Consider the following 21,512-nt stretch of genomic DNA (forward strand, 5'->3'; position numbering starts at 1 on the left):
GCAGGCTCTCAGGGCGCTCCGACGTAGTCCGCGAGGTGCTCGCCCGTGAGCGTGGACCGGGCGGCGACGAGGTCGGCGGGCGTGCCCTCGAAGACGACTTTGCCGCCGTCGTGGCCCGCGCCGGGACCCAGGTCGATGATCCAGTCGGCATGCGCCATGACCGCCTGGTGATGCTCGATGACGATGACCGACTTGCCGGTGTCCACCAGCCGGTCGAGCAGGCCGAGCAGGTGCTCGACATCGGCGAGGTGCAGACCGGTGGTCGGCTCGTCCAAGACGTAGACCCCGCCCTTCTCAGCCATGTGGGTGGCCAACTTGAGCCGCTGCCTCTCACCGCCGGACAGCGTGGTGAGCGGCTGGCCCAGGCTGAGGTAGCCGAGCCCGACGGCGGCGAGCCGCCCGAGGATGGCGTGCGCGGCGTGCGTGCGCGCCTCACCAGCGCCGAAGAACTCCTCGGCCTCGGTCACCGACATCGCGAGCACCTCGCTGATGTCGCGGCCACCGAGGTGGTACTCCAGCACCGACGCCTGGAACCGCTTCCCCTCACACTCCTCGCAGGTGGTGGCCACGCCCGCCATCATCGCCAGGTCCATGTAGACGACGCCCGCGCCGTTGCAGTTGGGGCAGGCGCCCTCGGAGTTGGCGCTGAACAACGCGGGCTTCACGCCGTTGGCCTTGGCGAACGCCTTGCGGATCGGGTCGAGCAGCCCGGTGTAGGTCGCCGGGTTGCTGCGCCGCGAGCCGCGGATCGCGCCCTGGTCGATCGACACCACCCCGGCGCCCGCGGGGATCGACCCGTGCACCAGCGAACTCTTGCCGGAGCCCGCGACGCCGGTGATGACGACCAGCACCCCCAGCGGGATGTCGACGTCGACGTTCTGGAGGTTGTGCGTGTTCGCGCCGCGGATCTCCAGCGCGCCGGAGGCCTTGCGCACGGTTTCCTTGAGGGCGGCACGGTCGTCGAAGTGCCGGCCGGTGATGGTGCCCGCGGACCGCAGGCCCTCGACGGTGCCCTCGAAGCAGACGGTGCCGCCCGCGGTGCCCGCGCCGGGGCCGAGGTCGACGACATGGTCGGCGATCACGATCGTCTCCGGCTTGTGCTCCACCACGAGCACCGTGTTGCCCTTGTCCCGCAGCCGCAGCAGCAGGGCGTTCATCCGCTGGATGTCATGGGGGTGCAGGCCGATGGTGGGCTCGTCGAAGACGTAGGTGACGTCGGTGAGCGAGGAACCGAGGTGGCGGATCATCTTGACGCGCTGCGCCTCGCCGCCAGACAGCGTGCCCGACGGCCGCTCGAGGGAGAGGTAGCCCAGCCCGATCTCCACGAACGAGTCGAGGGTCCGGCGCAGCGTCCCGAGCAGCGGCGCCACCGACGGCTCGTCGAGGTCGCGGACCCAGTCGGCCAGGTCGCTGATCTGCATCGAGCAGGCGTCGGCGATGCTGATCCCCTTGATCTTGGAGGACCGGGCGGCCTCGCTGAGTCGAGTGCCGCCGCAGTCGGGGCAGGACGTGAACGTCACCGCTCGCTCAACGAAGGCCCGGATATGCGGCTGCAGCGCTTCCTTGTCCTTGGACAGGAACGACTTCTGGACCTTGGGGATCAGCCCCTCGTAGGTGAGGTTGACGCCGTCGACCTTCACCTTGACCGGTTCCTTGTAGAGGAAGTCGCGGAGTTCCTTCTTGGTGTAGTCGCGGATCGGCTTGTTCGGGTCGACAAAGCCCGACTCCGCGTAGACCCGCACCGTCCAGAAGCTGTCCGACTTCCAGCCGGGGATGGTGAACGCGCCGTCCGCGAGCGACTTGGAGTCGTCGTAAAGCTGGGTGAGGTCGATATCGGAGACCGAGCCGCGGCCTTCACAGCGCGGGCACATGCCGCCGATGATGCTGAAGCTGCGACGTTCCTTCACGGTCTGCCCGGCGCGCTCCAAGGTGACCGCGCCCGCTCCGCTGATCGAGGCGACGTTGAAGGAGAACGCCTGCGGTGAGCCGACGTGGGGTTGGCCGAGCCTGCTGAACAGGATGCGCAGCATCGCGTTGGCGTCGGTGGCGGTGCCGACCGTCGAACGCACGTCGCCGCCCATCCGCTGCTGGTCGACGATGATCGCGGTGGTCAGCCCGTCGAGCACGTCGACCTCGGGCCGCGCCAGCGTCGGCATGAAGCCCTGCACGAAGGCGCTGTAGGTCTCGTTGATCATCCGCTGCGACTCGGCGGCGATCGTGCCGAACACCAGCGAGCTCTTACCCGAGCCGGAGACGCCGGTGAACACCGTCAGCCTGCGCTTGGGGATCTCGACGCTGACGTCCTTGAGGTTGTTCACTCGCGCGCCGTGCACGCGGATCAAATCGTGGCTGTCGGCAACGTGCGGCGCAGGCGACCGCGTGTCCGTCCGCGTGGCTGTGCTCATCGTGTCTCCATCCCCTAAGGCGGCGCTCCGCCTCGGTGTCGCCTGACTCGATCTAACCAGCTCTGACCGGTACGTCTGGTTTCCTCGGTACGCACGGCGCACCCCAGCCGGACGGCCCGACCGGCGGGGTTCGATGTCGGTCGGGCTGTCCGTCGGCTGCGCGACGCGAGCGGCTCAGGTCAACTCTTGGATGCGGATCAGGTTGCCCGCCGGATCGCGGAAGGCGCAGTCACGGACGCCGTAGGGCTGGTCGGTGGGTTCCTGGACGACCTCGGCGCCTGCTGCCTGCAACCGGTCGAAGGTGCTGCCGAGGTCCTTGGTGGCGAGATTGATACCGCCGTAGGTGCCCTTGGCCATCATCTCGCTGATGGTGCGGCGCTCGTCCTCGGTGATGCCGGGGTCGGCGGCGGGCGGGTGCAGGACGATGGACGTGCCGGGCTGGTTCGCGGGTCCGACCGTGAGCCAGCGCATCCCGTTGTATCCGACGTCGTTGCGGACCTCGAAGCCGAGGATGTCGCGGTAGAACGCCAGGGAGGCGTCCGGGTCGCTGTGCGGGAGGAAGCTCGAGTGAATGTTGATATCCATGGCGGCCACGTTAGGTCCGGCTCGGGGACCGCGCTTCTCGATTCCTGACGGGTCTGGTCACCTGTTTCGCAACGCAAGGCGGCATGCCTGCCGTCGCGCGGGCCGCCCGCTGCCGGTAGGTACTGGGCGGTACGCCGACCAGTTCGGTGAACCGGGTGCTGAAGGTGCCCAGTGACGAACAGCCGACCGCGAAACAGACCTCGGTGACGCTGAGGTCGCCACGCCGAAGCAGCGCCATGGCCCGTTCGATGCGCCGCGTCATCAGATAGGCGTACGGCGACTCGCCGTAGGCACGCCGGAACTCCCGGCTGAGGTGCCCGGCCGACATGCTCACGCCGCGTGCGAGCGCCTCGACGTCCAGCGGCTGCGCGTACTCCCGGTCGATCCGGTCCCGAACACGCCGCAGCCGCGCGAGGTCGCGCAACTGCTGCGCCGCGGTTGGTCTGCTGGTCACGTGCCAGATCGTGCCACATCACACGCCCAGACGGTCGAGCACCGAAACCCGAGCACCGGGTGGACACCGAACCGCAACACCGCTCGGGCCGGACTTGATGGCCGCGACCTGTTCGAAGGCCAACTACCGGAATCTGCCTCGCAACAGCCGTACCCGGCACTGTGTCGACACCGGAGCGGCACTCACGTGATGCACGTGATCGAGATGCGCTGGGTCGAGGTCCAGTCGGGGGTATCCGGCGGCGCGGCGCCATGCTCCACCAGGTGCTCCTGGAGGCGAGCGTGGCGGAATTGGTACACCGCGCCCGCCCGGCGCAGCACACCGCGGCGGTGGGCGTCGTCCAGGAACCTCAGCAGGCGCCACGGCAGCCGACCCCGCAGCGCCAACCAATGCCTGGTGAGGACGTACCAGCTCCACGGACAGGCCATGGGACCGGTGACCGTTGTCGCCTTCTGCTTGCTCATCAGGGCGGCCGCGGCGCCGCCCATCACGCCCGCCGTGACCGCCCAGCTCACGGTGGGGTGGAACCCGAAGACCGGTCCCGCCAGGACGCCGACCAGCAGTCCCGAACCCAGGCACTCCACGAGGATTCTCACGAACGCGGCGGTGCGGTCGCGGCGCAACACCGACAGCGGCGTCGGCGAGCGGATGGCTTCGGCGGGGGTGTTGAACCACGCCATCGCCGTGAACGCCACCGCCATGCCGATCCCTGAGGTGATGCCGCATTGCAGAGAGAGCCAGGACCACGCGGCCAGATCATTGCCAAGGCCGGGCACGACGAACGCGGGCAACATGACGCCGACTCCCATCGCGCCCCCAATCCCCAGGCCCCACAGCAGGGTGTGCACGAGGTGCCGCGGAGCGCCCGCCGCCCGCAGGTTGATCTCCTGCGGACGAGTGGGCGGTGAGGTCAGGAACATCGCGACCACCCCGGCGGTGAACCCTCCGGTCCCGCCCGCCGACAGGCCGATCGAGGTGGAGAGACCGCCGACGATCAAGCCGACACCGGCCAACAGGCCCGACACGGTGTAGAGGAACACGCCGATGGACACCGTGCCCGCGGGTGGCAATGCCCTGGGCAACTGCCACCAGGCGAAATCGTTGGTCCCGAGGCGGTTGAGGTGCGCGGCGAGACAGGTCAGCCAGCGGTGGACCTGGTCGGGCCGGTACCGCGGCGCCGCGCTGTGCTCGCTGCCCGGTGCAGGCGGGCGGGGGTGCGAGGTGTAGCTGGCCGGGATGAAGGCCGCCAGCAGGTGGTGTTCGATCGCCTCGTGATCGGGGAAGCGGTTCCGGTCGAGCAACTCGGCGGGGTCCGCGGCCGGACTGTCGTAGGCGGCGCGGACCAGCGACACCATCAACGGTGAGGACAGCGCGGTGGCCAGTTCCCCCTTCGGGTACGCGGCCAGATGGCTGAACACCGGTGACCACCGGCCGCCGCCCGCGACGCGCCCACCCGACAGGAAGGTGATCGCATCGCCGGGAGTGACGGGCTCGAGTTCCACGACGGCGGCGGTGGCGAGCACGCTGTCGCCGATCGCGACCGCCGTCTCGTACTCCCCGCTGCGGCAGGTGACGATGACGGGCTTGTCCGCGCACGCCCGGTCTATCGCCGCGATCGCCGCCGGGTGCAGTTCGGCAGGCACCTCGTCCAGGCCGTCCAGGATCGGCAGCACATGGCCTTCCTCCACGAGCCGCGCCGCGGCCTGCGGGCCGAACACGTCGGTGCTCGCCAGCGCCGGGTACTCCTCGAGCAACCGCTGCGTCATCCACTGGTGCAGATGCTGGGTACGGGCGTCCCAGGAGGACACCGACAGCAGCACCGGCACCGGATCACCTTCGCGTCGCCGTTCCAGCAGGCCGAGGGTGAGGATGATCGCCAGTACGGTCTTGCCCGCGCCGGGCGCGCCGAGCACCACGAGTTGGCGGTGGGGCAGGTCGAGGAACGTGGGCACCAGCCCGGCGACGCCACCCCGCAGCCGATGGCCGTACTCGGCGGCGGACTCCTCGCCGACCACCGCGGCCGGTTCCGCCGCGACCGGGCGGCCGGTCGCCGACCACCTCAGCTGAAGCGGTTGCGGCCGACGCAGCATGCGCGTCTCGGCCTCCAGCCGCCACTGCCTGCCGATGGTCGCCGCCAGGTCCGCGACCGCGTGATCGAGTTTGGTCCGCTCATCGGCGTCGGTCCGGTCCTCCGAACTTCGCCGCCTGCGTGCCTCCAGCATGGCCAGCGCCCCGGCGAGCAGCAGCCCGATCGGCCAGGCCAGCCAGAGGAAAGGCTTCACGCGCTCTGGGATGGTGCCCGCGGCGAGGTTGGTCATGACCGGAAGCAGGAAGATGGCGACGAAGATCAGCAACAACCTCGCCCGCGAGGACTGCCGCATCCACCAAACCCCTTTCCAGGGCTGCCCCACCAACAGAGACGTCTGTTTTAGGGCACAAACCCACCGTACGGGGCCGCTTTCCCATTTTCGCAACGATTTCGCGACCGTCGGTCGCTCTGCGGACACTGTCCGCGACCATCGAGGTCAGGAAAGCGCCATGCCTGGTTTCCGCCGCGCATAGCGCACCCGGCAGGGACTGGCGGGCCATTTGGTCTTGGCGCCCTTGACCGGCTGCGGGTCGGGGTCGAGGAGGGTGAACTCGAAATCGCGCAGCAGCATCCCCAGGATGACCTTCATCTCCAGGTAGGCGAAGTGCACGCCGAGGCATCGGTGCAGGCCACCGCCGAATCCCACCAGGGTCGCCTTGGACTTCGGGCTGTCGGTGAAGCGGTCGGGCAGGTAGCGGTGCGGATCGGGATACAGCTCGGGCAGGCGGTGGGTGGCGGCCGGTGAGACGAAGACGATGTCGCCCCGATCCATCCGGTACCCGGCGTAGTCGAGCCCCTCGTCCACCGCGCGCGCCATCACGTGGGCCACCGGGTGCAGCCGTTCGGTCTCGTGCAGGCAGCGGTCAAGATGTGTCAGCTTCTTGATGTGATCCATGGTGATCTCGGCGCCGTCGTCCGCCATCTCGTCCGCCTCGATCACGGCCCGGCGCAGTTCCGCCGGATGCCGCAGCAGGTCGATCAGCGCCCAGCTGATGTGACCAGTCGTGGTTTCGTGCCCCGCCCAGGTGAACAACAGGATCATGTTGATGAGCACGGTGTCCGGGATGCGTTCGCCGTCGTCGTAACGCGCGCCGATCAGCGTCTGCAGGAAGTCGCCTGGTTCGACCGGATCGTGTCGCCGCTGGGTGATCACCTCGCCCAGGACGGTGTGCAGCTCACGCTTGGCGTGCTGGGAGCGGATCAGGTGCGGCAGCGGAAGCCACGTCGGCAGGATCATCTCCAGGCCGCCGGAGAAGCGGCGGAACCGATCGAAGAACCCGTTGCCGAGATCGGCGGCGAACCGCTCCCCGAGGAACGCCCGCGCGGCGATGCGCATCACGAGCGGTCCCAGGGTGTGGACCAGGTCGAACTCACCCCGCTCGCCGAGCCGCCTGCGGAACTGCTCCACCTCGGCGGCCATGTCCCGCACATACGTCCTGAGCACCGCGCCCTGGAATCGGGGCAGCACCACCGCGCGCTGCCGCTTGTACTCACCGGGCTCGGCGAAGAAGTAGAAGTTCGGGTCGAACATCCTGGGCAGGAACGGATAGGCCGCGCGGATGGACAGGCGCTTGTCCGTTTCGCTGAAGAAGAACCGCGTGTGCTCGCTGCCCAGGAGCACGTGAGCCTGCCGTCCACCCAGGTTGAGGCGGTAGATGTGCCCCCATTCCCGCCTGCCGCGCTCCAGCAGCTCGAATGGCCTGCGCAGAAACTCCACGGCGTGCCCGACCATGGGTCTCGCACCGGACACCAGCGGCGGCAGATCGGCTTTATCTCCGATCACGCGTCCCGACCGTACCCGTTTGACCTGTATGTGCCTATCCGCCACGAGTGTCCACCTCGCAGTGCGAGGCTCTCCGCCGCCAGATGTCGCGGGCATTGCCTCGCGAAACGGGGTTGCCCCGGATCGAGGCAGGAGTATGACTGACACATGATCGAGCCGATTCCAACGAATCTCGACCGGTACGGCCACGCGGAGCTGCCGTGGAGCAGACCGCGTGACCTCCTTGCGACCGAATCGCCTACCGCCGACCTGACGTTCTTCGTGGCGACCGTGCGACCCGACGGGCGACCGCATTCGGCGGGCGTCGGGGCCGTGTGGGTGGACGACGCGCTGTACTTCACGAGCGGGCCGGGCACTCGCAGGGCGCGCAACCTGGCGGCGAACCCGGCGTGCAGTGTGTCGGTGCGTCTGCCCGGTATCGACCTGGTGCTCGAAGGGGAGGCCCATCGGATCACCGATGCGCCCACCTTGGAGCGCGTGGCGGCCGTGTACCACGAGGCAGGCTGGCCCGCTTCGGTGACGGGCGACGCCTTCACCGCCCCGTACAGCGCTCCCAGCGCGGGCCCTCCGCCCTGGCACCTGTACCGCCTCACCCTGCACACCGCCATCGGCGTGGCAGGCGCCGAGCCGCACGGCGCCACCCGCTGGGACTTCGCCCACTGACTCGACCCCCACGACTGTCCACCTCGTCTGTTCGGCCCGCCTTGCTCGACGGCACCGCGGAACCAGTGAATGTGCACGTTCTGCGGTGCCGTCGGCATTGTCGGGCGCGAGTCGTCGGCGGTGGGCAAGCGGGTTCCCGCGGTGCGGGTCGCAACGATGGCGATGCGCAATCGGCACACAATCAACCCATTATGCAGGCCAGTCGGTTATTTCTGTCCGACCGCTGAAACCTATTCGACTGCCGGAGCGTTGACGGGAGAGTGCTTTTCACTTAGTGTTGGGCGGGCAGACTGAAGATCAAGTAGTTCTTGTGTACTGGGGCAGTCGGAAACCGACGTTTTCGTGATTGTCGGCTTTCCTGTAAAAAATTTTTACTTTCTGGTCATCGCTTTGTCGCGCATTATTCGGTTCTCTGGGTGGCGGCCGGTTTCGCTTGCGGAGGAATTGTGTCCGATGGTGTGTCTGGGTGGGAGTCGGGGTTCGGTTCCTATTTCAGGTTGCTGAAGTCCCCCGGTTCCTCCTGGCTTTCGCTGTCGGGGTTGATTGGACGTTTTCCCGCTTCGATGCGGTCGGTCGGCTGCGTGATGCTGATCTTGGCGGTCATGGGTTCGCTTCGGATCGCCGGACTGGTCGCGGCGGCGATCGTGATCTCGCAGGGCGTCGCGGGGCCGGTGCTCGGCAGGGTGGCGGACCGGGTCGGTCAGCGCAAGGTGCTCGTCGTCGCGTCGGCCTCGCATGGGGTGGGCATCAGCCTGCTCGTGGTTGCCGTGTTGGTCGAGGCGCCGCTGTGGGTGTTGATCGTCGCGGCGGTGTGTGCCGGCGGCACGGCGGTACCGGTCGGCCCCTTCGTGCGGGCCCGGTGGGCGGCGATGGTCGAGCCGGAGCGGCTGCGGACCGCCTATGCCTTGGAGTCGGTGTTCGACGAGATCGTTTTCGTGGTGGGCCCCTTGCTGGTCACCCTGCTGGTGACGGTCGTGCACCCGACCGGAGGTCTGGTCGCCTGCGTGTTGCTGGTGACCTCCGGTTGTGTCGGGCTGGCGCTGCACCGGGCGTCCGAGCCGGTCTCCGGCCGGACGGCCGGTCGGCCTAGCGGCCGGGCGATCGGTGTGCCGGGGGTCCGAGTGCTGGTTGTCGCGTACGCGGGCATGGGTGTCTTCCTCGGCGCGGTCGACATCGCGTTGATCGCCTTCGCCAGGGAACACCAGGTGCCGGAATACGCCGGGGTGCTGCTGGCACTGACGGCGTTGGGGAGCCTGGTCGCGGGAGTCTGCTTCGGCGCGGTGAACTGGCGGGGGCCCAAGGATCGGCTTTTCCTGGTGGTGATTTCCCTGCTGGGTCTCGGTGCGGTCCCGCTCGCACTCACCGAGTCGGTGGCGGTGATGACGGTATTCGCGCTTCTTTCCGGTGTGGCCGTCGCTCCTACCTGGATCGCGGGCAGTTCCCTGCTGGAGTCACTGGCGCCGAAGGGCTCACTCTCGGAGGCGTTCTCCTGGCTTTCCAGCGTTGCCGCGATGGGTTTCTCGCTGGGAATCGCTATCGGCGGATACCTTGCCAACTCGGGCGGTTCGGAACAGGCGGCCTGGCTGGCTGTCGCCGGAGGAGTATGCGCACTGGCCGTCACCGCGGTCGGTTACAAGGCGTTGCGTGTGAAGTCTTCGCCGGACGTCGCCTTGGCGGCTGCGTCGGCGTGATAGGGCACCTGGTGGGGGAAGGATGAGTTCGTGAGTCACAAGAATTCGGCGGGGCTGGAGAATGTTTCCATCGGCGCTCCGGTCGCGCGTATCTCGTTCGATGAATTTCGCGCCTTCGGGCGGGATGCCATCATTCGGGCCGATGTCCCGGTGGTGATCAACAGATTGCCGAGGGAAACCCGTGGTTTCGGCAGGGAGGTGCTGACCGAGCGCCTCGGGGACGCGATGGTGACGCTGTTCTCCGAGCCGAGCGACCGGCAGAACACCGACCGGTGGACGACGTCGAAGATCCGACTTGGGGAGTTCTTCGAACGGTATCCCGCCGGAGCCGAATCCGGCGCCTGGCATCGCATCGTCTCGAACATCATGAACCGCCCGGACGATGTGCGGGCGATTCTGGGTTTCCCTCCCGATGAGCTGTTCGGCCATCGCCGACTCCGGAACGCGGCCAACCTCTGGATCAGCCACCGCAGCGTGTTCACCCAGAGCCACTTCGACGAGCTCGAGAACTTCAACATCCAACTGGAGGGCAGCAAGCGGTTCATCGCGCTGCCGCCCGGATACCGGGACTACTACCCGCGGTCGGTGCTGCGGGGGTTCGGCGACCGGTCGCAGGCATTCGACTTCACCGACGTCGACGCGCACCGGTTCCCGCGGCTCGCCGCGAAACTCGCGCAGCGCAGGGAGATCGTCCTCGAACCCGGCGAGATGCTCTACCTGCCGCTGGGCTGGTGGCACCAGGCCGAGTCGCTGGCGGAACTGAACATCAACATGAACTTCTGGATGTGGGACCCGAAGATCCTGCGCCGCCCTTACGTGCTGGGCAACGCGTTGTTCACGGCCGCGTACCGCAAGCTCAAGGGCGTCTACAACTACCAGCCCGAGCCCGCGGGCACCGGGGCAGCGTGATGGCCGACCGCAAGCTGATCACGCCAACCAACACCTACCGCAACAACGACAAGGCGATCGGCGTCGGGAACGCGTTCTGGGACATGTCCGAGCACAATGGACTGGCAGGCATCGTGGCCGACCTCGAAGACGACGTCCTGCGCACCGGCGACGGCCACGAGTTCGTCAACTTCAGCTGCTGCTCCTACCTCGGTCTCGACTCCCACCCGAAGGTGATCGAGGGCGCCGTGGACGCTTTGCGCCGCTACGGCGTCCTCGACCACTGCATCGCCCGTGCCCGCCTGCAGATCCCCGCCCTGCGTGAGCTGGAGGCCTCCCTTGGCGAACTGTTCGACGCCGACGTCTTGAGCGCCGTGTCCGCCAGCAGCGCCTCCGGCGGTCTGCTGCCGTTCATCGCCTCCGGCCACCTCGGCGACGGCACCCGGCCGCTGATGGTGTTCGACCGGCAGGCCCACATCTCGCTGGCCGCCGCCAAACCCGCGTGCGCCGACGAAACCGAGGTCGTGACCTGCGGGCATCACGACCTCGACTTCATCGAGGACCGCTGCAAGTCCTACGCCAGAGTCTGCTACGTCCTGGACGGCAGCGACAGCCTGGGTGGGTACGCCCCGGTCAAGGAATTGGCCGAGTTGCAGGAGAAGTACGGCCTACAGGTGTTCTATGACGACTCCCACTCGGTGTCGGCCTACGGCGAGCGGGGCGTCGGCTACGTCCGCTCGCACAGTCCGGTGCTGGACCACCGCACGATCACGGTGGTGACTCTGAACAAGGCCTTCGGCACCAGCGGCGCGGCGATTCTGACCAACGGGCAGTCGAAGGACGCGCTGCACGTCCTGGAGCGCTTCGGCCCGCTCAACTACTCGCAGAACCTGAACACCGCGGCGGTCGGCGCGAGCCTGGCCTCGGCGGAGATCCACCGGAGTCCCGAACTGACCGCGCTGCAACACCGGCTCTACGACAACATCGGGCTGTTCGACTCGCTGATCCACACCGAGCAGGCGGGATCGACCTATCCGATCCGGCTGGTGCCGATGAGCGACTCTACGGTCATCGAGGCGGGCCGCCGGGTATTCGAAGCGGGCTTCTATGTCTCGCCGGTGTTCTTCCCCATCGTCGCCCGCGGCACCGCCGGGCTGCGGGTCATGCTCCGCGCCAACCAGACCGACGAGCAGGTCCGCGGGCTGTGCGCCGTGCTCGCCGAGGTGGGGGCGCCACCGGTGGAGCGTGCCGGATGACCGCCGCCCGCGCGATACCGCGCAGCATCCTCTACACCCCGGCGCTGTCCATGGACCGCGTGGTGAAGGCCTGGTCCTACGACGCCGACCTGCACCTGATCGACTTGGAGGACTCCGTTCCCGGCCCGGCGAAGGAGCAGGCACGGACCATCTGCCGTGCGGCGCTCGCGCAAGCCCGCGACGCGGGCACCATCGCGGTCCGGGTCAACGAACTCGGCGGCATGGACGCGGTGCGGGACCTGCTGATGCTCGCCGACAGTCCGGCCAGGCCGGGCTTCATCGTGATGACCATGGTCAGGTGTGCGACCGAAGTCGTGCTGCTGCGCGACATTCTCGCCTCCGCCGGGGCGCACCCGGAGATCTACGTGACCGTCGAGACGGTGGAGGCGGTCACCGGCCTCGACGGTATCGCCGCGGTGAGCGACGGACTGGTCCTCGGCTCGGCGGATCTGGCCGCCACCCTGGGCATCGAGATCACCTGGGCGGGCATGCTGGCCGCCCGCCAGGCCATGGCGCTGGCCTGCGCCCGGTACGGCATCGGGTGCGTCGACACCGGCAACTTCCGCCTGTCGGACCGATCGGTGCTGGCGACCGAGATCGAGCGAAGCCGTGCCCTCGGCTTCCACGGCAAGGCCACCGTCCATCCCGGCGAGCTTGACGCCATCAACCTGGCATTTCGACCGGACGAGGCCGCGTTGAGCGCCGCCCGCCGGGTCACCGAGGCGGTGCGCGCGGCGGCCGGGGGCGTCGCCGTCCTGGACGGGAACATGATCGGCCCGCCGTTCGCCAGGATGGCCCGCACGACCGTGGCGCGCGGACAGGCGTGGGCCACCCGATTCGGCCGAGCCGCCACCAGCACCAACGGCAGGGAGACCGCGATATGAACTCGGCTGAGCCGATACTCGTCGCCATCATCGGCACCGGGATGATCGGGATGGACCTCGTCAACAAGATCGACCGCTCGCCGCTGCTGACCTGCGGGCTGGTCGCGGGGCGCAACGATCACTCAGCGGGCCTGCGGCATGCCGCCGCGCTCGGCTACCCGATCACGGCGGGCGGCATCGACGCCCTGCTGGCGGCGCCACGTCCGTTCGACGTGGTCTTCGACGCCACCAACGCGCAGTCCCACGCCGAACACTGGCGCAGGTTGGAGGGTTCGGGCTCGCTGCTGGTCGACCTGACGCCCAGCAGGGTGGGGCGGATGGTGGTGCCGACCGTGACCGGAACCGCCGCCCCCACCCACCGCAACGTCAGCATGATCAGCTGCGGGGGACAGGCGGCCACCCCGATCGTGCACGCGCTGGCCAAGCGGTTCCCGACCAGCTACGTCGAGGTGGTCACGACCGCCGCGACCGCCATCGCGGGCCGCGCCACGCGCCTCAACCTGGACGAGTACATCGACACCACGCAGCACGCCATCAGGACGTTCTCCGGTGTCCGCCACGTCAAGGCGATCCTCAACATCAGCCCCGCGGAGCCCCCGCCCACCTTCCGGGTGGCCATCACCGCCGATGTCCACGGCGCGGACGCCGAGTCGGTGCACACGCTTGTCGACGAGGTGGCCGAGCAGGTCCGCGCGTTCGCGCCCGGCTACGCGATCGCCGCGTGCACGGTGACCGACGGACGGGTGTTCGTCTCCGTTGAGGTGACCGCGGAAAGCGACGTGCTGCCCCGGCACGCGGGGAACCTGGACATCATCAACGCGGCAGCCGTGCTGGTCGCCGAACAGTACGCGGTCGGACGAAACCTGGCCGTCACGACAGGGGTGCGCTCATGAGCGACGCAGGCGCCCGGCGGGTGCTCATCCACGATCCCACCCTGCGCGATGGACACCACGCGGTACGGCACCAACTTGGTGCGGAGAAGCTGCGCGGCTACGCCGCCGCGGCCGACGCGGCAGGCATCCCGGTGGTGGAGGTGGGCCACGGGAACGGGCTCGGCGCCTCCTCCCTACAGGTCGGGCGCGCCGCCCTCACGGATGACCAGATGCTGGCAACCGTGCGGGAAGCCTTGCGGCACAGTAGGATGGGTGTGTTCATGCTGCCCGGCTGGGGCACCACGGCCGACCTGAAGAAGGCGCTGGCACATGGCGCTGACGTGGTTCGCATCGGCACGCACTGCACCGAGGTGACCCTCGCCGAACGCCATATCGGGTTCCTGAGCGAAGCGGGCGCGGAGGCACACGGGGTGCTGCTGATGAGCCATATGGCCACCCCGCGGCAGCTGGCCGAGCAGTGCGCGTTGTTCGTGGAGTACGGCGCGCAGGCGGTGGGAATCTTTGACTCCTCCGGCCACTTCCTGCCGCCGGATGTCACCGAGCGGATCACCGCGATCACCGAGGCGGTCGACGTGCCGGTGATCTTCCACGGGCACAACAACCTGGGCATGGCCGTGGCCAACTCGGTCGCCGCCGCGCAGGCGGGCGCCGGGATCATCGACGGCTGCGCGCGGGGCTTCGGCGCGGGCGCGGGCAACACCCAGCTCGAGGCACTGGTCCCGGTGCTGGAACGCATGGGGTTCGCGACCGGCATCGACCTGTACGGCCTGCTCGACGCCGCGGACTTCGCCGAACGCGACCTCATGCCCGCGCCCCCGGTGACCGACTCGATGAGCATCATCAGCGGCCTGGCCGGGGTGTTCTCCGGATTCAAGCCCAGGGTGCTCGACATCGCCGCCCGCATGGGTGTCGACCCACGCGATGTGTTCTTCGAACTCGGCAGGCGGCAGGCCGTCGCGGGACAGGAGGACCTCATCGTCGACGTCGCCGTCGAGCTGGGCCGAGTAACCGGCGGAAAGGCCGCGGTATGAGCGCCTCTCCGCTGATGATCGACGCGTCGGACATGGCGGGCACCGAGCTTCTGCCGCTGGTCATCGACACGCTGGCGGAGGCCTTTCGCGACCTCTGGACCAGCCAGGCGCCGTTCCCACCGCGCACCCTGCTCCGCCACGGATCGTCCGAACTCCTGGTCAGCCCGGCGGCGTGGGAGCAGCGCGGAGTGGCCTCCGTCAAGGTCACCACGCTCACCCCGGACAACCCCGGCCGGGGACTGCCGTTGATCCACGGCGTTGTCGTACTGACCGAGATCGACACCGGTCGGATCATCGCCTTGCTGGAGGGCGCCGAGCTGACCGCCGTGCGCACCGGCGCCGTGGCCGGGTTGGCGACGCGGCTGTGCGCTCCGCCGGACGCCACCGAGCTGGCGATCCTGGGCGCCGGCGTGCAGGCGCGGGCGTTGCTGTGCGCCATGGGTGCCGTGCGACCGATCCGCTCCGTTCGGCTGTGCTCCCGCACCCCGGCGCGCACGGTCGCCTTCGCGGACTGGATACGCGCCCATGTGTCGCCACCGGTCCAGGTCAGCGTGTGCGACACACCGCGGACCACCGTCCGGGACGCCGAGATCATCTGCACCGCCACCTCCACCAGCGGACGCACACCCCTGATCGACGCCGAATGGGTGGCCGACGGCGCCCATCTCAACGTGATCGGCGGCACGCACGAGGACGCGATCGAGGTCGATCCGGCGCTGCTGGGTACCGCGTTCGTCGCGGTGGAGCAACGCGCCGCAGCGTTGACGGAGGCGGGCGAGGTTCGGGCCGCGCTGGCAGGCGGACTCATCGAATCCCACGACCTGCACGAGTTGGGCGCGCTGCTGACCGGCGAGGCCGAGGCGGACAGCGGACGAACCACGCTGTTCCGCAGCGTCGGCCTGGCGATCGAGGACACCGCTGCCGCGGTCGCCATGTACGAGGCCACCCGCCGACAATCAGCGGCCGGATAGGGGAGAACGAGCCATGGCTTTGCGGCAGGTCGGTGACAACGAGTACGTCGAGGAGCACGGCGGCGACTACGAGGACTTCGAAGCGGGCATGGTGATCAGGCACTGGCCGGGGCGGACGATCTCCGAGGCCGACAACACCTGGCTCACACTGCTGCTGATGAACCAGCACCCGCTGCACTTCGACCGGCACTACGGCGCGGGGAGCGAGTACGGGCAGGTCCTGGTGAACAGCTCCATCACGCTGGCGCTGATCGGCGGCATGACGGTGCAGGCACTGTCCGCGCGTGCGGTGGCCAACCTCGGCTGGGATCGGGTTCGGTTGGCGGAGCCGGTGTTCGTCGGCGACACGCTGTACGCGACAAGCCGGATTCTGGCCAAGCGGCGCTCCAAGTCCCGTCCCGCGCAGGGAATCGTGACCGTGGAGACGACCGGAGCGAAATCCTCGGGCGAGACCGTCATCGTGTTCGAACGGTCTTTCCTGGTCAGGTGCAGGGATTCCGAACCGACAGGCTGACTTGCAGGACATCGGAACCCGGCGGACAGCGTGCCATCGCATTCCCGGAATTGGAGATCTCGGGCTGGAGAATGACTCTCTTGCCACCCTCGCCCGGTACACAAATCCGTCCGCTCCGAATGAATCGACGTCGACTCATCGCCTACCGCCCCAAACCGCCCATTGAGTTAACGGACGTTGCCCAATCGACTACTTTCCGTACCGGAAGCGAGAAGGTCACGCCCGCCGATCCGCGCCGACATCCCCTGTCCTCGACACCGTGATTCCGCTCGCCGAGCGACGAGTTCCCTCGGTATGGCGTAGCGTTATCTCTTGATCACCGCTAGCGAGGTGGGGGCGGATGGGGGCAGCAGGAGCCGAGCGGGGACGCCGTCATCAACCAGGGCCGCGAGGACCCTGTATAGGCGGCGATGTAATGGGCCGACCATGTGTTACGAGACCCACCGACCGGATATCCAATCCGGGAGCACCAAGATCGGTTGCTCCCGAGTTTCCTCCATAACAGCCGGACGGCCTGCCGATGAAGGTCATCGACAGGCCGTCCGGGCTGCGTATTCAGTTGTGGGCGATACTGGGTTCGAACCAGTGACCCCTGCCGTGTGAAGGCAGTGCTCTTCCGCTGAGCTAATCGCCCGCAGGCCTGCCAGCCGGGTTTCCCCGCGGCGAGATGGAACTTTACCGGATCACTGGGCGGGGGTGAAATCGGGGTGGGTCGACTCTTGGCGCTGTGCACATCGACGCCCGGTGCTTAGGGTTTGGCGGGTGATGGACACCCGGCAGCTGGCAACGTTCGCCACCGTGGTGCGGACCGGCTCGTTCTCGGCCGCGGCCAGGGAGATGCGCTGCAGCCAGCCCGCGGTCAGCCAGCAGATGCGGGCTTTGGAACGCAGTGTCGGCGGGCCCCTGTTCCTGCGGGTCGGTCGAGGGCTGGAGCTGACCGAGGCGGGGCGGGTGCTCGCCGAGCGCAGCGCCGCCATCCTCAGCGACCTGGCGGTGACCCAGCAGCAGGTGCACGCGGTGGCCGCGCTGGACTTCAGCACGGTGCGGATCTGTGCGTTTCCCAGCGCCAACGTGTCGCTGGTGCCCGCGGCGGCGGCCTCCATCATCGGTGGGCGCCCCCGGATCCGGCTGGAACTGATCGAGTTGGAGCCGCCGGATTCGCTCCAGCTTCTGCGGGACGCAAGCTGCGAGATGGTGTTGGCGTTCAGCTACGACGACGAGCCGGAGGACGACTCCGCGGCGGGGATGCTGCGGGTGCCGGTGATGGACGACGCCATGTCGCTGCTGCTGCCTGCCGACCATCCCTTCGCGGGCAAGCGGGCGCTCGGGCTGGCCGAGCTTTCCCAGGAACGGTGGATCGGGGGCTGCCCGCGCTGCGCGGACACCCTGATCCGCGCCTGCGCGAAGGAGGGCTTCACGCCCGACATCGTGTGCGCCACCGACGACAACCTGGCGATCCAGAGCCTGGTCGCGGCCGGGCTCGGGGTGGCGCTGGTGCCGGGGCTGGTGCAGTCGTTCCTGCTGCACCCCAAGATCGTGGCGGTGCCGGTGGAGCCCCGGCTGCGTCGGCACGTCGCGTTGTTCACCTGGCCGGACCTGATCCGGGTGCCCGCGGTCCGGGTCGCGATCGACGCGGTGATCGGTTCCGCCAAGGGAATCCCCGCTCACCTGGACTCATAACAATCCCTTTCAGGGGTCCAGGCAAGCGCCGTCTACTCCCGTCCGGCCAGCGGTGCGAGCCTCGGAGACGTGATTACCGCCGGGGCAGCGTTGCCCGCCTTGCGCACCGGAGCGCGGCTTGCGCCCGGTCTGGTCGTCGCAGGCTGCGGAGTCGCCGCGGCATTCCTGCTCAACCGGTTCGTCCCCGCGATCGGCGTCCTGACCGGCGCGGTGCTGCTGGGGATGATCGTCGGCAACCTGGGGCTGGTCCGCGATTCGTTCTCGCCGGGACTCCGGGTGGCGGGCAAGCGGCTGCTGCGGGTCGGGGTGGCGCTGCTGGGGCTGCGGCTGGCGCTGGGCGATGTGCTCGCGCTGGGCCCGGGTGTGCTGGCGCTGATCGTGATCGCGGTCGCCGTCACCTTCGTCGGCACCCGGTGGCTGGGCCGCGTCCTCGGCCTGCCAGAGGGACTTTCGCTGCTGGTCGCCACCGGGTTCTCCATCTGCGGAGCCTCGGCGGTGGTCGCCATGAACGGCGTCCGCGAGCAAGACGAGCAGGACGTGGCCAAGGCATTGGGCCTGGTCACCCTGTGCGGCAGCATCGCGATGCTGGCTCTGCCATCCCTGCAGCAGAGCCTGCTGCTCCCGGCCCAGGGCTACGGCATCTGGGCCGGGGGCAGTGTGCACGAGGTGGCGCAGGTGGTGGCCGCGGCGGCGCCGGTGAGCGGGGCGCTGGCCATCGCGGTCGCGGTGAAGCTGACCAGGGTCGTGCTGCTCGCCCCGCTGCTGATGATCGTCAGCGTGGCCGAGCGCCGCAACTGCACGAGTGCCGCCCGCCCGCCGATCGTGCCGCTGTTCGTCGCGGTGTTCCTGGCGCTGGCCGTGGTGCGGAGCCTGAACCTGTTGCCCACCGTGGCGCTGGACGCCGCGAAGCTGGCCGATGGGCTGCTGCTGGCCGCCGCCATGTTCGCGCTGGGCACCGCCGTGCGGCTGCGTGACCTGTTCCGCTCCGGTCTGCCGCTGGCGGCGCTCGGTCTGCTGTCCACGGCGCTGATCGCGGGCGTGACCCTCGCGGGCGTGGCACTGCTGACGTGACCGGAAAGGAGCCCATCATGCGGACAACCAGGTTGATCGCCGACCTCAGAGCCGCCGTCCGGCTGCCCGGCGGCGACGCGGAGGTGAGTCGCCGCGTCGCGCGGGCGCTGCGCCCGCACCTGTTCCGCGAGGACCTGCTGGCCCCTGCGCACCGGGAGCCCGCCGAGGACGGCTACCGCCAGCACGTGCTGCACGTCGAACCGGACGGCGCGTTCTCGGTCGTGTCGCTGGTGTGGCTGCCGGGACAGCACACCCCGATCCACGACCACGTCTCCTGGTGCGTCGTCGGCACCTACCGCGGCGCCGAGGAGGAGACGCAGTACCGCCTCGACTCGCGGCATCTGGTGCCGGTGTCGACCACCAGGACACCGCAGGGCACCGTGTGCAGCCTGACCCCGCCGGGCGACATCCACTCGGTGCGCAACGCCTCCGACGACCTGTCGATCTCGATCCACGTCTACGGCGCCGACATCAGCGTGCTGGGTTCCAGCATCCGGCGGTGCTACGACCTGCCGGTGCTGGTCGGCAGCCCTTAGCGCCTGCTCAGCGGCGAGTTCAACCAGTCGAGGCCGAGGTCGAACCAGCGGTTGGCCATGCCGAACACGCCGAGCACCCACAGGGTGAGCACGACGATGAGACCGGTCGCGGCCATCACCAGCAGCCGGACCAGCGTGGACTGCCTGCCGAGCCAGTCGGCCCACCGGTGGTAGTAGCGGCGGGCGAACTCGTTGACGCGGTGCGCCCACACGAACTCCGAGGCGAGGATCTCCAGGCCGAAGAACACCACGAGCCAGCCGGGGCCGGGGTACGGGATCATGATCAGGCCCGCGACCAGCACCAAGCCGCCGAGCGTTCCGATCGCGATCCGGTACACGCGGTTGAGCGTCGGACGCTGGCGGATGCGTTCCCTACGCCGTCGAACCGCCGCCCGCGCCCGGCGGTACAGCGACGGCTTCCGGTTCTCAGACTGCGGCATCTCGTCGACGCCGACCCCCTCGCTCGACATTCGTTCCCTTCACTCCACCCGGCCGCCCGCGACGACCTCGGTCGGGGAGGTGGACAGGCCGCGATCGGTTTCAGCGAGATCATGAACGCGGAGAACCGATCCACCTCGTTGGACCAGGGTACGGATACGGCTCGGCCTCGATCGGGCGCCACGTCGAACCACCGTGACCCACCCGGGTGCTGCTCGGCCACGGTGTCGTCGGATCAGCGACCACGCAGGCACGGCAGCCGGCGTCCTGGACTGCTCAGCGGGTCTGGGGAGCCACCGCGGCGCGTGACTTATCCAAGCGCGCCGAACGGTGACGGTCACAGCAGGCTGTCCGCAGCCTCTGAAGCGCCTGTGGCCACGTTCAGGAGGAACACCCGAGCCTCCGGCCCACCGCGCCCCTGAGAGCCTCCCAGCCCTCTGTAGGGGCCAATACGCCCCAGCCCCGGAGCTCCGCTCTCGGCGGCGTCCGTGTCACGGCGGCGCATGAAAGTCGGCGTTTAGCGCTTTGGCAGGGCCGGGCGCGGTCGGCTCCCACCACAGTGCTAGGAAGGCTTACCGGACGACATCCTCAGCCATGTCCGGATCGACGCAAATTCGTTTCAGAAGTGAAAGGGCCTGACGGCAGTATCTGTCGTAGAGCGTGGCAAACGCTTGCCGGTCCCGGTTCGCGACGCGGCGACCGAGGTCGGCATCCGACGGTTCCCGCCGTTCAGGGGCCAGACAGACCGGATGGAGCCGTGCCACGCCGCGAAAGGAGTAGGCGGATCGGCCACCGGCCGGAGCCGCACACAAGGCGCTCGCACGGCAATGATCGAATGTTCAGGCTAGACCGGGAGTAGAGAGTTGACGCAGGGCATCTGTTCACAGAGCGCAACATTTTCGTAGCGCAGGGACATCTCGATGCAACTAATGGGTGATTAGTCGCGGTTTTCCGAGCGTTCCACCCCACATTTGCGTCACAACATACGTGCTCGGTCGTTTCCTGGACCGGGAAGGAACAGGGAGGCGACACCAATCATGCGCAAGGAACACGTTACCGTCCGCTCCACAGCGGTATTTGATCTCCTGGCGCCTCGGACCCCAGCCGTACCGGTGCAGGTCGAGCTGCGCTACGACACCCAGGACCCCTACGCGGTCGTTGCCGCGTTCCGGACCGGTCGGGCCGGATGGGTCGAATGGGTGTTCGCCCGTGACCTGCTGGCCGACGGTCTGATCGCGGACGCAGGCGATGGAGACGTCCGGATCCGTCCGGTCATCGACGAGCCGGAGATCGTGCTGATCGAGCTGAGCTCGCCGTCGGGCCACGCCATGTTCGAGGCCTCGGCTCAGGAACTCGCCGAGTTCCTGGACCGCACCTACGACATCGTCATGCCGGGCAACGAGAACCTCTGGGTCTCGGTCGACGACGCGCTCTCGCACCTGATCGCAGGCGACCTGACCTGACCGAACCCCCTGCGGGTGCCGTCACCCGAAACGAAGACGGCACCCCGATTTGATCCAGCTTCACCGCGTCGGATAAGGTTTCGCCACGCAACGCCGAGACGGCCGCTCGCGAAGGCCCGGAAGCGAATGCGACATGCGGACGTAGCGCAGTTGGTAGCGCATCACCTTGCCAAGGTGAGGGTCGCGGGTTCGAGTCCCGTCGTCCGCTCGGCTGAGG

19 protein-coding genes and 2 tRNA genes are annotated in these 21,512 nt (G+C 68.6%); 14 read left to right on the forward strand and 7 right to left on the reverse strand.

Going from position 1 to position 21,512, the window contains the following annotated elements; all coding sequences use genetic code 11:
- Window positions 1–8: 8 nt before the first annotated feature.
- The 5 genes from ACU6XJ_RS20105 to ACU6XJ_RS20125 all read right to left on the reverse strand — a co-directional run bounded on the left by ACU6XJ_RS20105 (window position 9) and on the right by ACU6XJ_RS20125 (window position 7,316).
- Window positions 9–2,405, reverse strand: coding sequence for an ATP-binding cassette domain-containing protein (locus tag ACU6XJ_RS20105; RefSeq protein ID WP_476313665.1), 2,397 nt, complete (start codon window positions 2,403–2,405; stop codon window positions 9–11).
- A gap of 174 nt (window positions 2,406–2,579) precedes the next feature.
- On the reverse strand, window positions 2,580–2,990 hold the full coding sequence (locus ACU6XJ_RS20110) for a VOC family protein (protein WP_476313667.1): 411 nt from the start codon (window positions 2,988–2,990) through the stop codon (window positions 2,580–2,582).
- Between the two features lie 10 nt (window positions 2,991–3,000).
- Window positions 3,001–3,444, reverse strand: coding sequence for a helix-turn-helix transcriptional regulator (locus ACU6XJ_RS20115; protein ID WP_476313669.1), 444 nt, complete (start codon window positions 3,442–3,444; stop codon window positions 3,001–3,003).
- Window positions 3,445–3,626: 182 nt separating this feature from the next.
- On the reverse strand, window positions 3,627–5,825 hold the full coding sequence (locus ACU6XJ_RS20120; RefSeq protein ID WP_476313671.1) for an NACHT domain-containing protein: 2,199 nt from the start codon (window positions 5,823–5,825) through the stop codon (window positions 3,627–3,629).
- 144 nt (window positions 5,826–5,969) lie between these two features.
- Complete coding sequence (locus ACU6XJ_RS20125; protein ID WP_476313673.1) at window positions 5,970–7,316, reverse strand: cytochrome P450; 1,347 nt, start codon at window positions 7,314–7,316, stop codon at window positions 5,970–5,972.
- Window positions 7,317–7,463: 147 nt separating this feature from the next.
- On the opposite strand from ACU6XJ_RS20125, the gene ACU6XJ_RS20130 reads away from it, so the two are divergent.
- The 9 genes from ACU6XJ_RS20130 to ACU6XJ_RS20170 all read left to right on the forward strand — a co-directional run bounded on the left by ACU6XJ_RS20130 (window position 7,464) and on the right by ACU6XJ_RS20170 (window position 16,107).
- Window positions 7,464–7,979 (forward strand): pyridoxamine 5'-phosphate oxidase family protein, encoded by a 516-nt coding sequence (locus ACU6XJ_RS20130; protein ID WP_476313675.1) that lies wholly within the window; start codon window positions 7,464–7,466, stop codon window positions 7,977–7,979.
- A gap of 602 nt (window positions 7,980–8,581) precedes the next feature.
- Window positions 8,582–9,670, forward strand: a complete 1,089-nt coding sequence (locus ACU6XJ_RS20135; protein ID WP_476313677.1) for an MFS transporter — start codon at window positions 8,582–8,584, stop codon at window positions 9,668–9,670.
- A 30-nt stretch (window positions 9,671–9,700) separates the two neighbouring features.
- Window positions 9,701–10,579: a cupin-like domain-containing protein gene (locus ACU6XJ_RS20140; RefSeq protein WP_476313679.1), complete on the forward strand. Its 879-nt coding sequence runs from the start codon at window positions 9,701–9,703 to the stop codon at window positions 10,577–10,579.
- Complete coding sequence (locus tag ACU6XJ_RS20145; protein ID WP_476313680.1) at window positions 10,579–11,814, forward strand: 8-amino-7-oxononanoate synthase family protein; 1,236 nt, start codon at window positions 10,579–10,581, stop codon at window positions 11,812–11,814. Before ACU6XJ_RS20140 ends, ACU6XJ_RS20145 begins: the two co-directional genes overlap by 1 nt.
- Entirely contained in the window at window positions 11,811–12,698 is an 888-nt protein-coding gene (locus ACU6XJ_RS20150) for an HpcH/HpaI aldolase/citrate lyase family protein (RefSeq protein WP_476313682.1), read from the forward strand. The genes ACU6XJ_RS20145 and ACU6XJ_RS20150 overlap by 4 nt, the downstream gene beginning before the upstream one ends.
- On the forward strand, window positions 12,695–13,591 hold the full coding sequence (locus ACU6XJ_RS20155) for an acetaldehyde dehydrogenase (acetylating) (RefSeq protein ID WP_476313684.1): 897 nt from the start codon (window positions 12,695–12,697) through the stop codon (window positions 13,589–13,591). The genes ACU6XJ_RS20150 and ACU6XJ_RS20155 overlap by 4 nt, the downstream gene beginning before the upstream one ends.
- The gene (dmpG, locus tag ACU6XJ_RS20160) at window positions 13,588–14,622 is read left to right on the forward strand and encodes a 4-hydroxy-2-oxovalerate aldolase (protein WP_476313687.1); all 1,035 of its coding nucleotides are present in this window, start codon (window positions 13,588–13,590) and stop codon (window positions 14,620–14,622) included. Before ACU6XJ_RS20155 ends, dmpG begins: the two co-directional genes overlap by 4 nt.
- Complete coding sequence (locus ACU6XJ_RS20165; RefSeq protein WP_476313689.1) at window positions 14,619–15,593, forward strand: ornithine cyclodeaminase family protein; 975 nt, start codon at window positions 14,619–14,621, stop codon at window positions 15,591–15,593. Before dmpG ends, ACU6XJ_RS20165 begins: the two co-directional genes overlap by 4 nt.
- A 13-nt stretch (window positions 15,594–15,606) precedes the next feature.
- Window positions 15,607–16,107 (forward strand): MaoC family dehydratase, encoded by a 501-nt coding sequence (locus ACU6XJ_RS20170; RefSeq protein ID WP_476313691.1) that lies wholly within the window; start codon window positions 15,607–15,609, stop codon window positions 16,105–16,107.
- A 562-nt stretch (window positions 16,108–16,669) separates the two neighbouring features.
- Here the strand turns inward: ACU6XJ_RS20170 and ACU6XJ_RS20175 are convergent.
- Window positions 16,670–16,741 (reverse strand) — tRNA-Val (locus ACU6XJ_RS20175).
- Window positions 16,742–16,872: 131 nt separating this feature from the next.
- On the opposite strand from ACU6XJ_RS20175, the gene ACU6XJ_RS20180 reads away from it, so the two are divergent.
- From ACU6XJ_RS20180 to ACU6XJ_RS20190, 3 genes are all read left to right on the forward strand, one after another.
- Window positions 16,873–17,787, forward strand: a complete 915-nt coding sequence (locus tag ACU6XJ_RS20180) for a LysR family transcriptional regulator (protein ID WP_476313693.1) — start codon at window positions 16,873–16,875, stop codon at window positions 17,785–17,787.
- Between the two features lie 69 nt (window positions 17,788–17,856).
- Window positions 17,857–18,858 carry a YeiH family protein gene (locus ACU6XJ_RS20185; protein ID WP_476313695.1) on the forward strand — a complete coding sequence of 334 codons (1,002 nt, stop codon included), beginning with the start codon at window positions 17,857–17,859 and terminating at the stop codon, window positions 18,856–18,858.
- 17 nt (window positions 18,859–18,875) lie between these two features.
- Window positions 18,876–19,394 (forward strand): cysteine dioxygenase family protein, encoded by a 519-nt coding sequence (locus ACU6XJ_RS20190; protein ID WP_476313697.1) that lies wholly within the window; start codon window positions 18,876–18,878, stop codon window positions 19,392–19,394.
- Here the strand turns inward: ACU6XJ_RS20190 and ACU6XJ_RS20195 are convergent.
- Window positions 19,391–19,864, reverse strand: a complete 474-nt coding sequence (locus ACU6XJ_RS20195) for a TIGR02611 family protein (protein ID WP_476313699.1) — start codon at window positions 19,862–19,864, stop codon at window positions 19,391–19,393. The two genes, ACU6XJ_RS20190 and ACU6XJ_RS20195, sit on opposite strands and share 4 nt — an antisense overlap.
- Before the next feature lie 1,005 nt (window positions 19,865–20,869).
- On the opposite strand from ACU6XJ_RS20195, the gene ACU6XJ_RS20200 reads away from it, so the two are divergent.
- Both ACU6XJ_RS20200 and ACU6XJ_RS20205 read left to right on the forward strand, forming a co-directional pair.
- The gene (locus tag ACU6XJ_RS20200) at window positions 20,870–21,295 is read left to right on the forward strand and encodes an SsgA family sporulation/cell division regulator (protein WP_476313700.1); all 426 of its coding nucleotides are present in this window, start codon (window positions 20,870–20,872) and stop codon (window positions 21,293–21,295) included.
- Between the two features lie 135 nt (window positions 21,296–21,430).
- A tRNA-Gly gene (locus ACU6XJ_RS20205) sits at window positions 21,431–21,503 on the forward strand.
- Window positions 21,504–21,512 lie beyond the last annotated feature (9 nt).

The organism is Actinorectispora metalli (assembly GCF_056323685.1).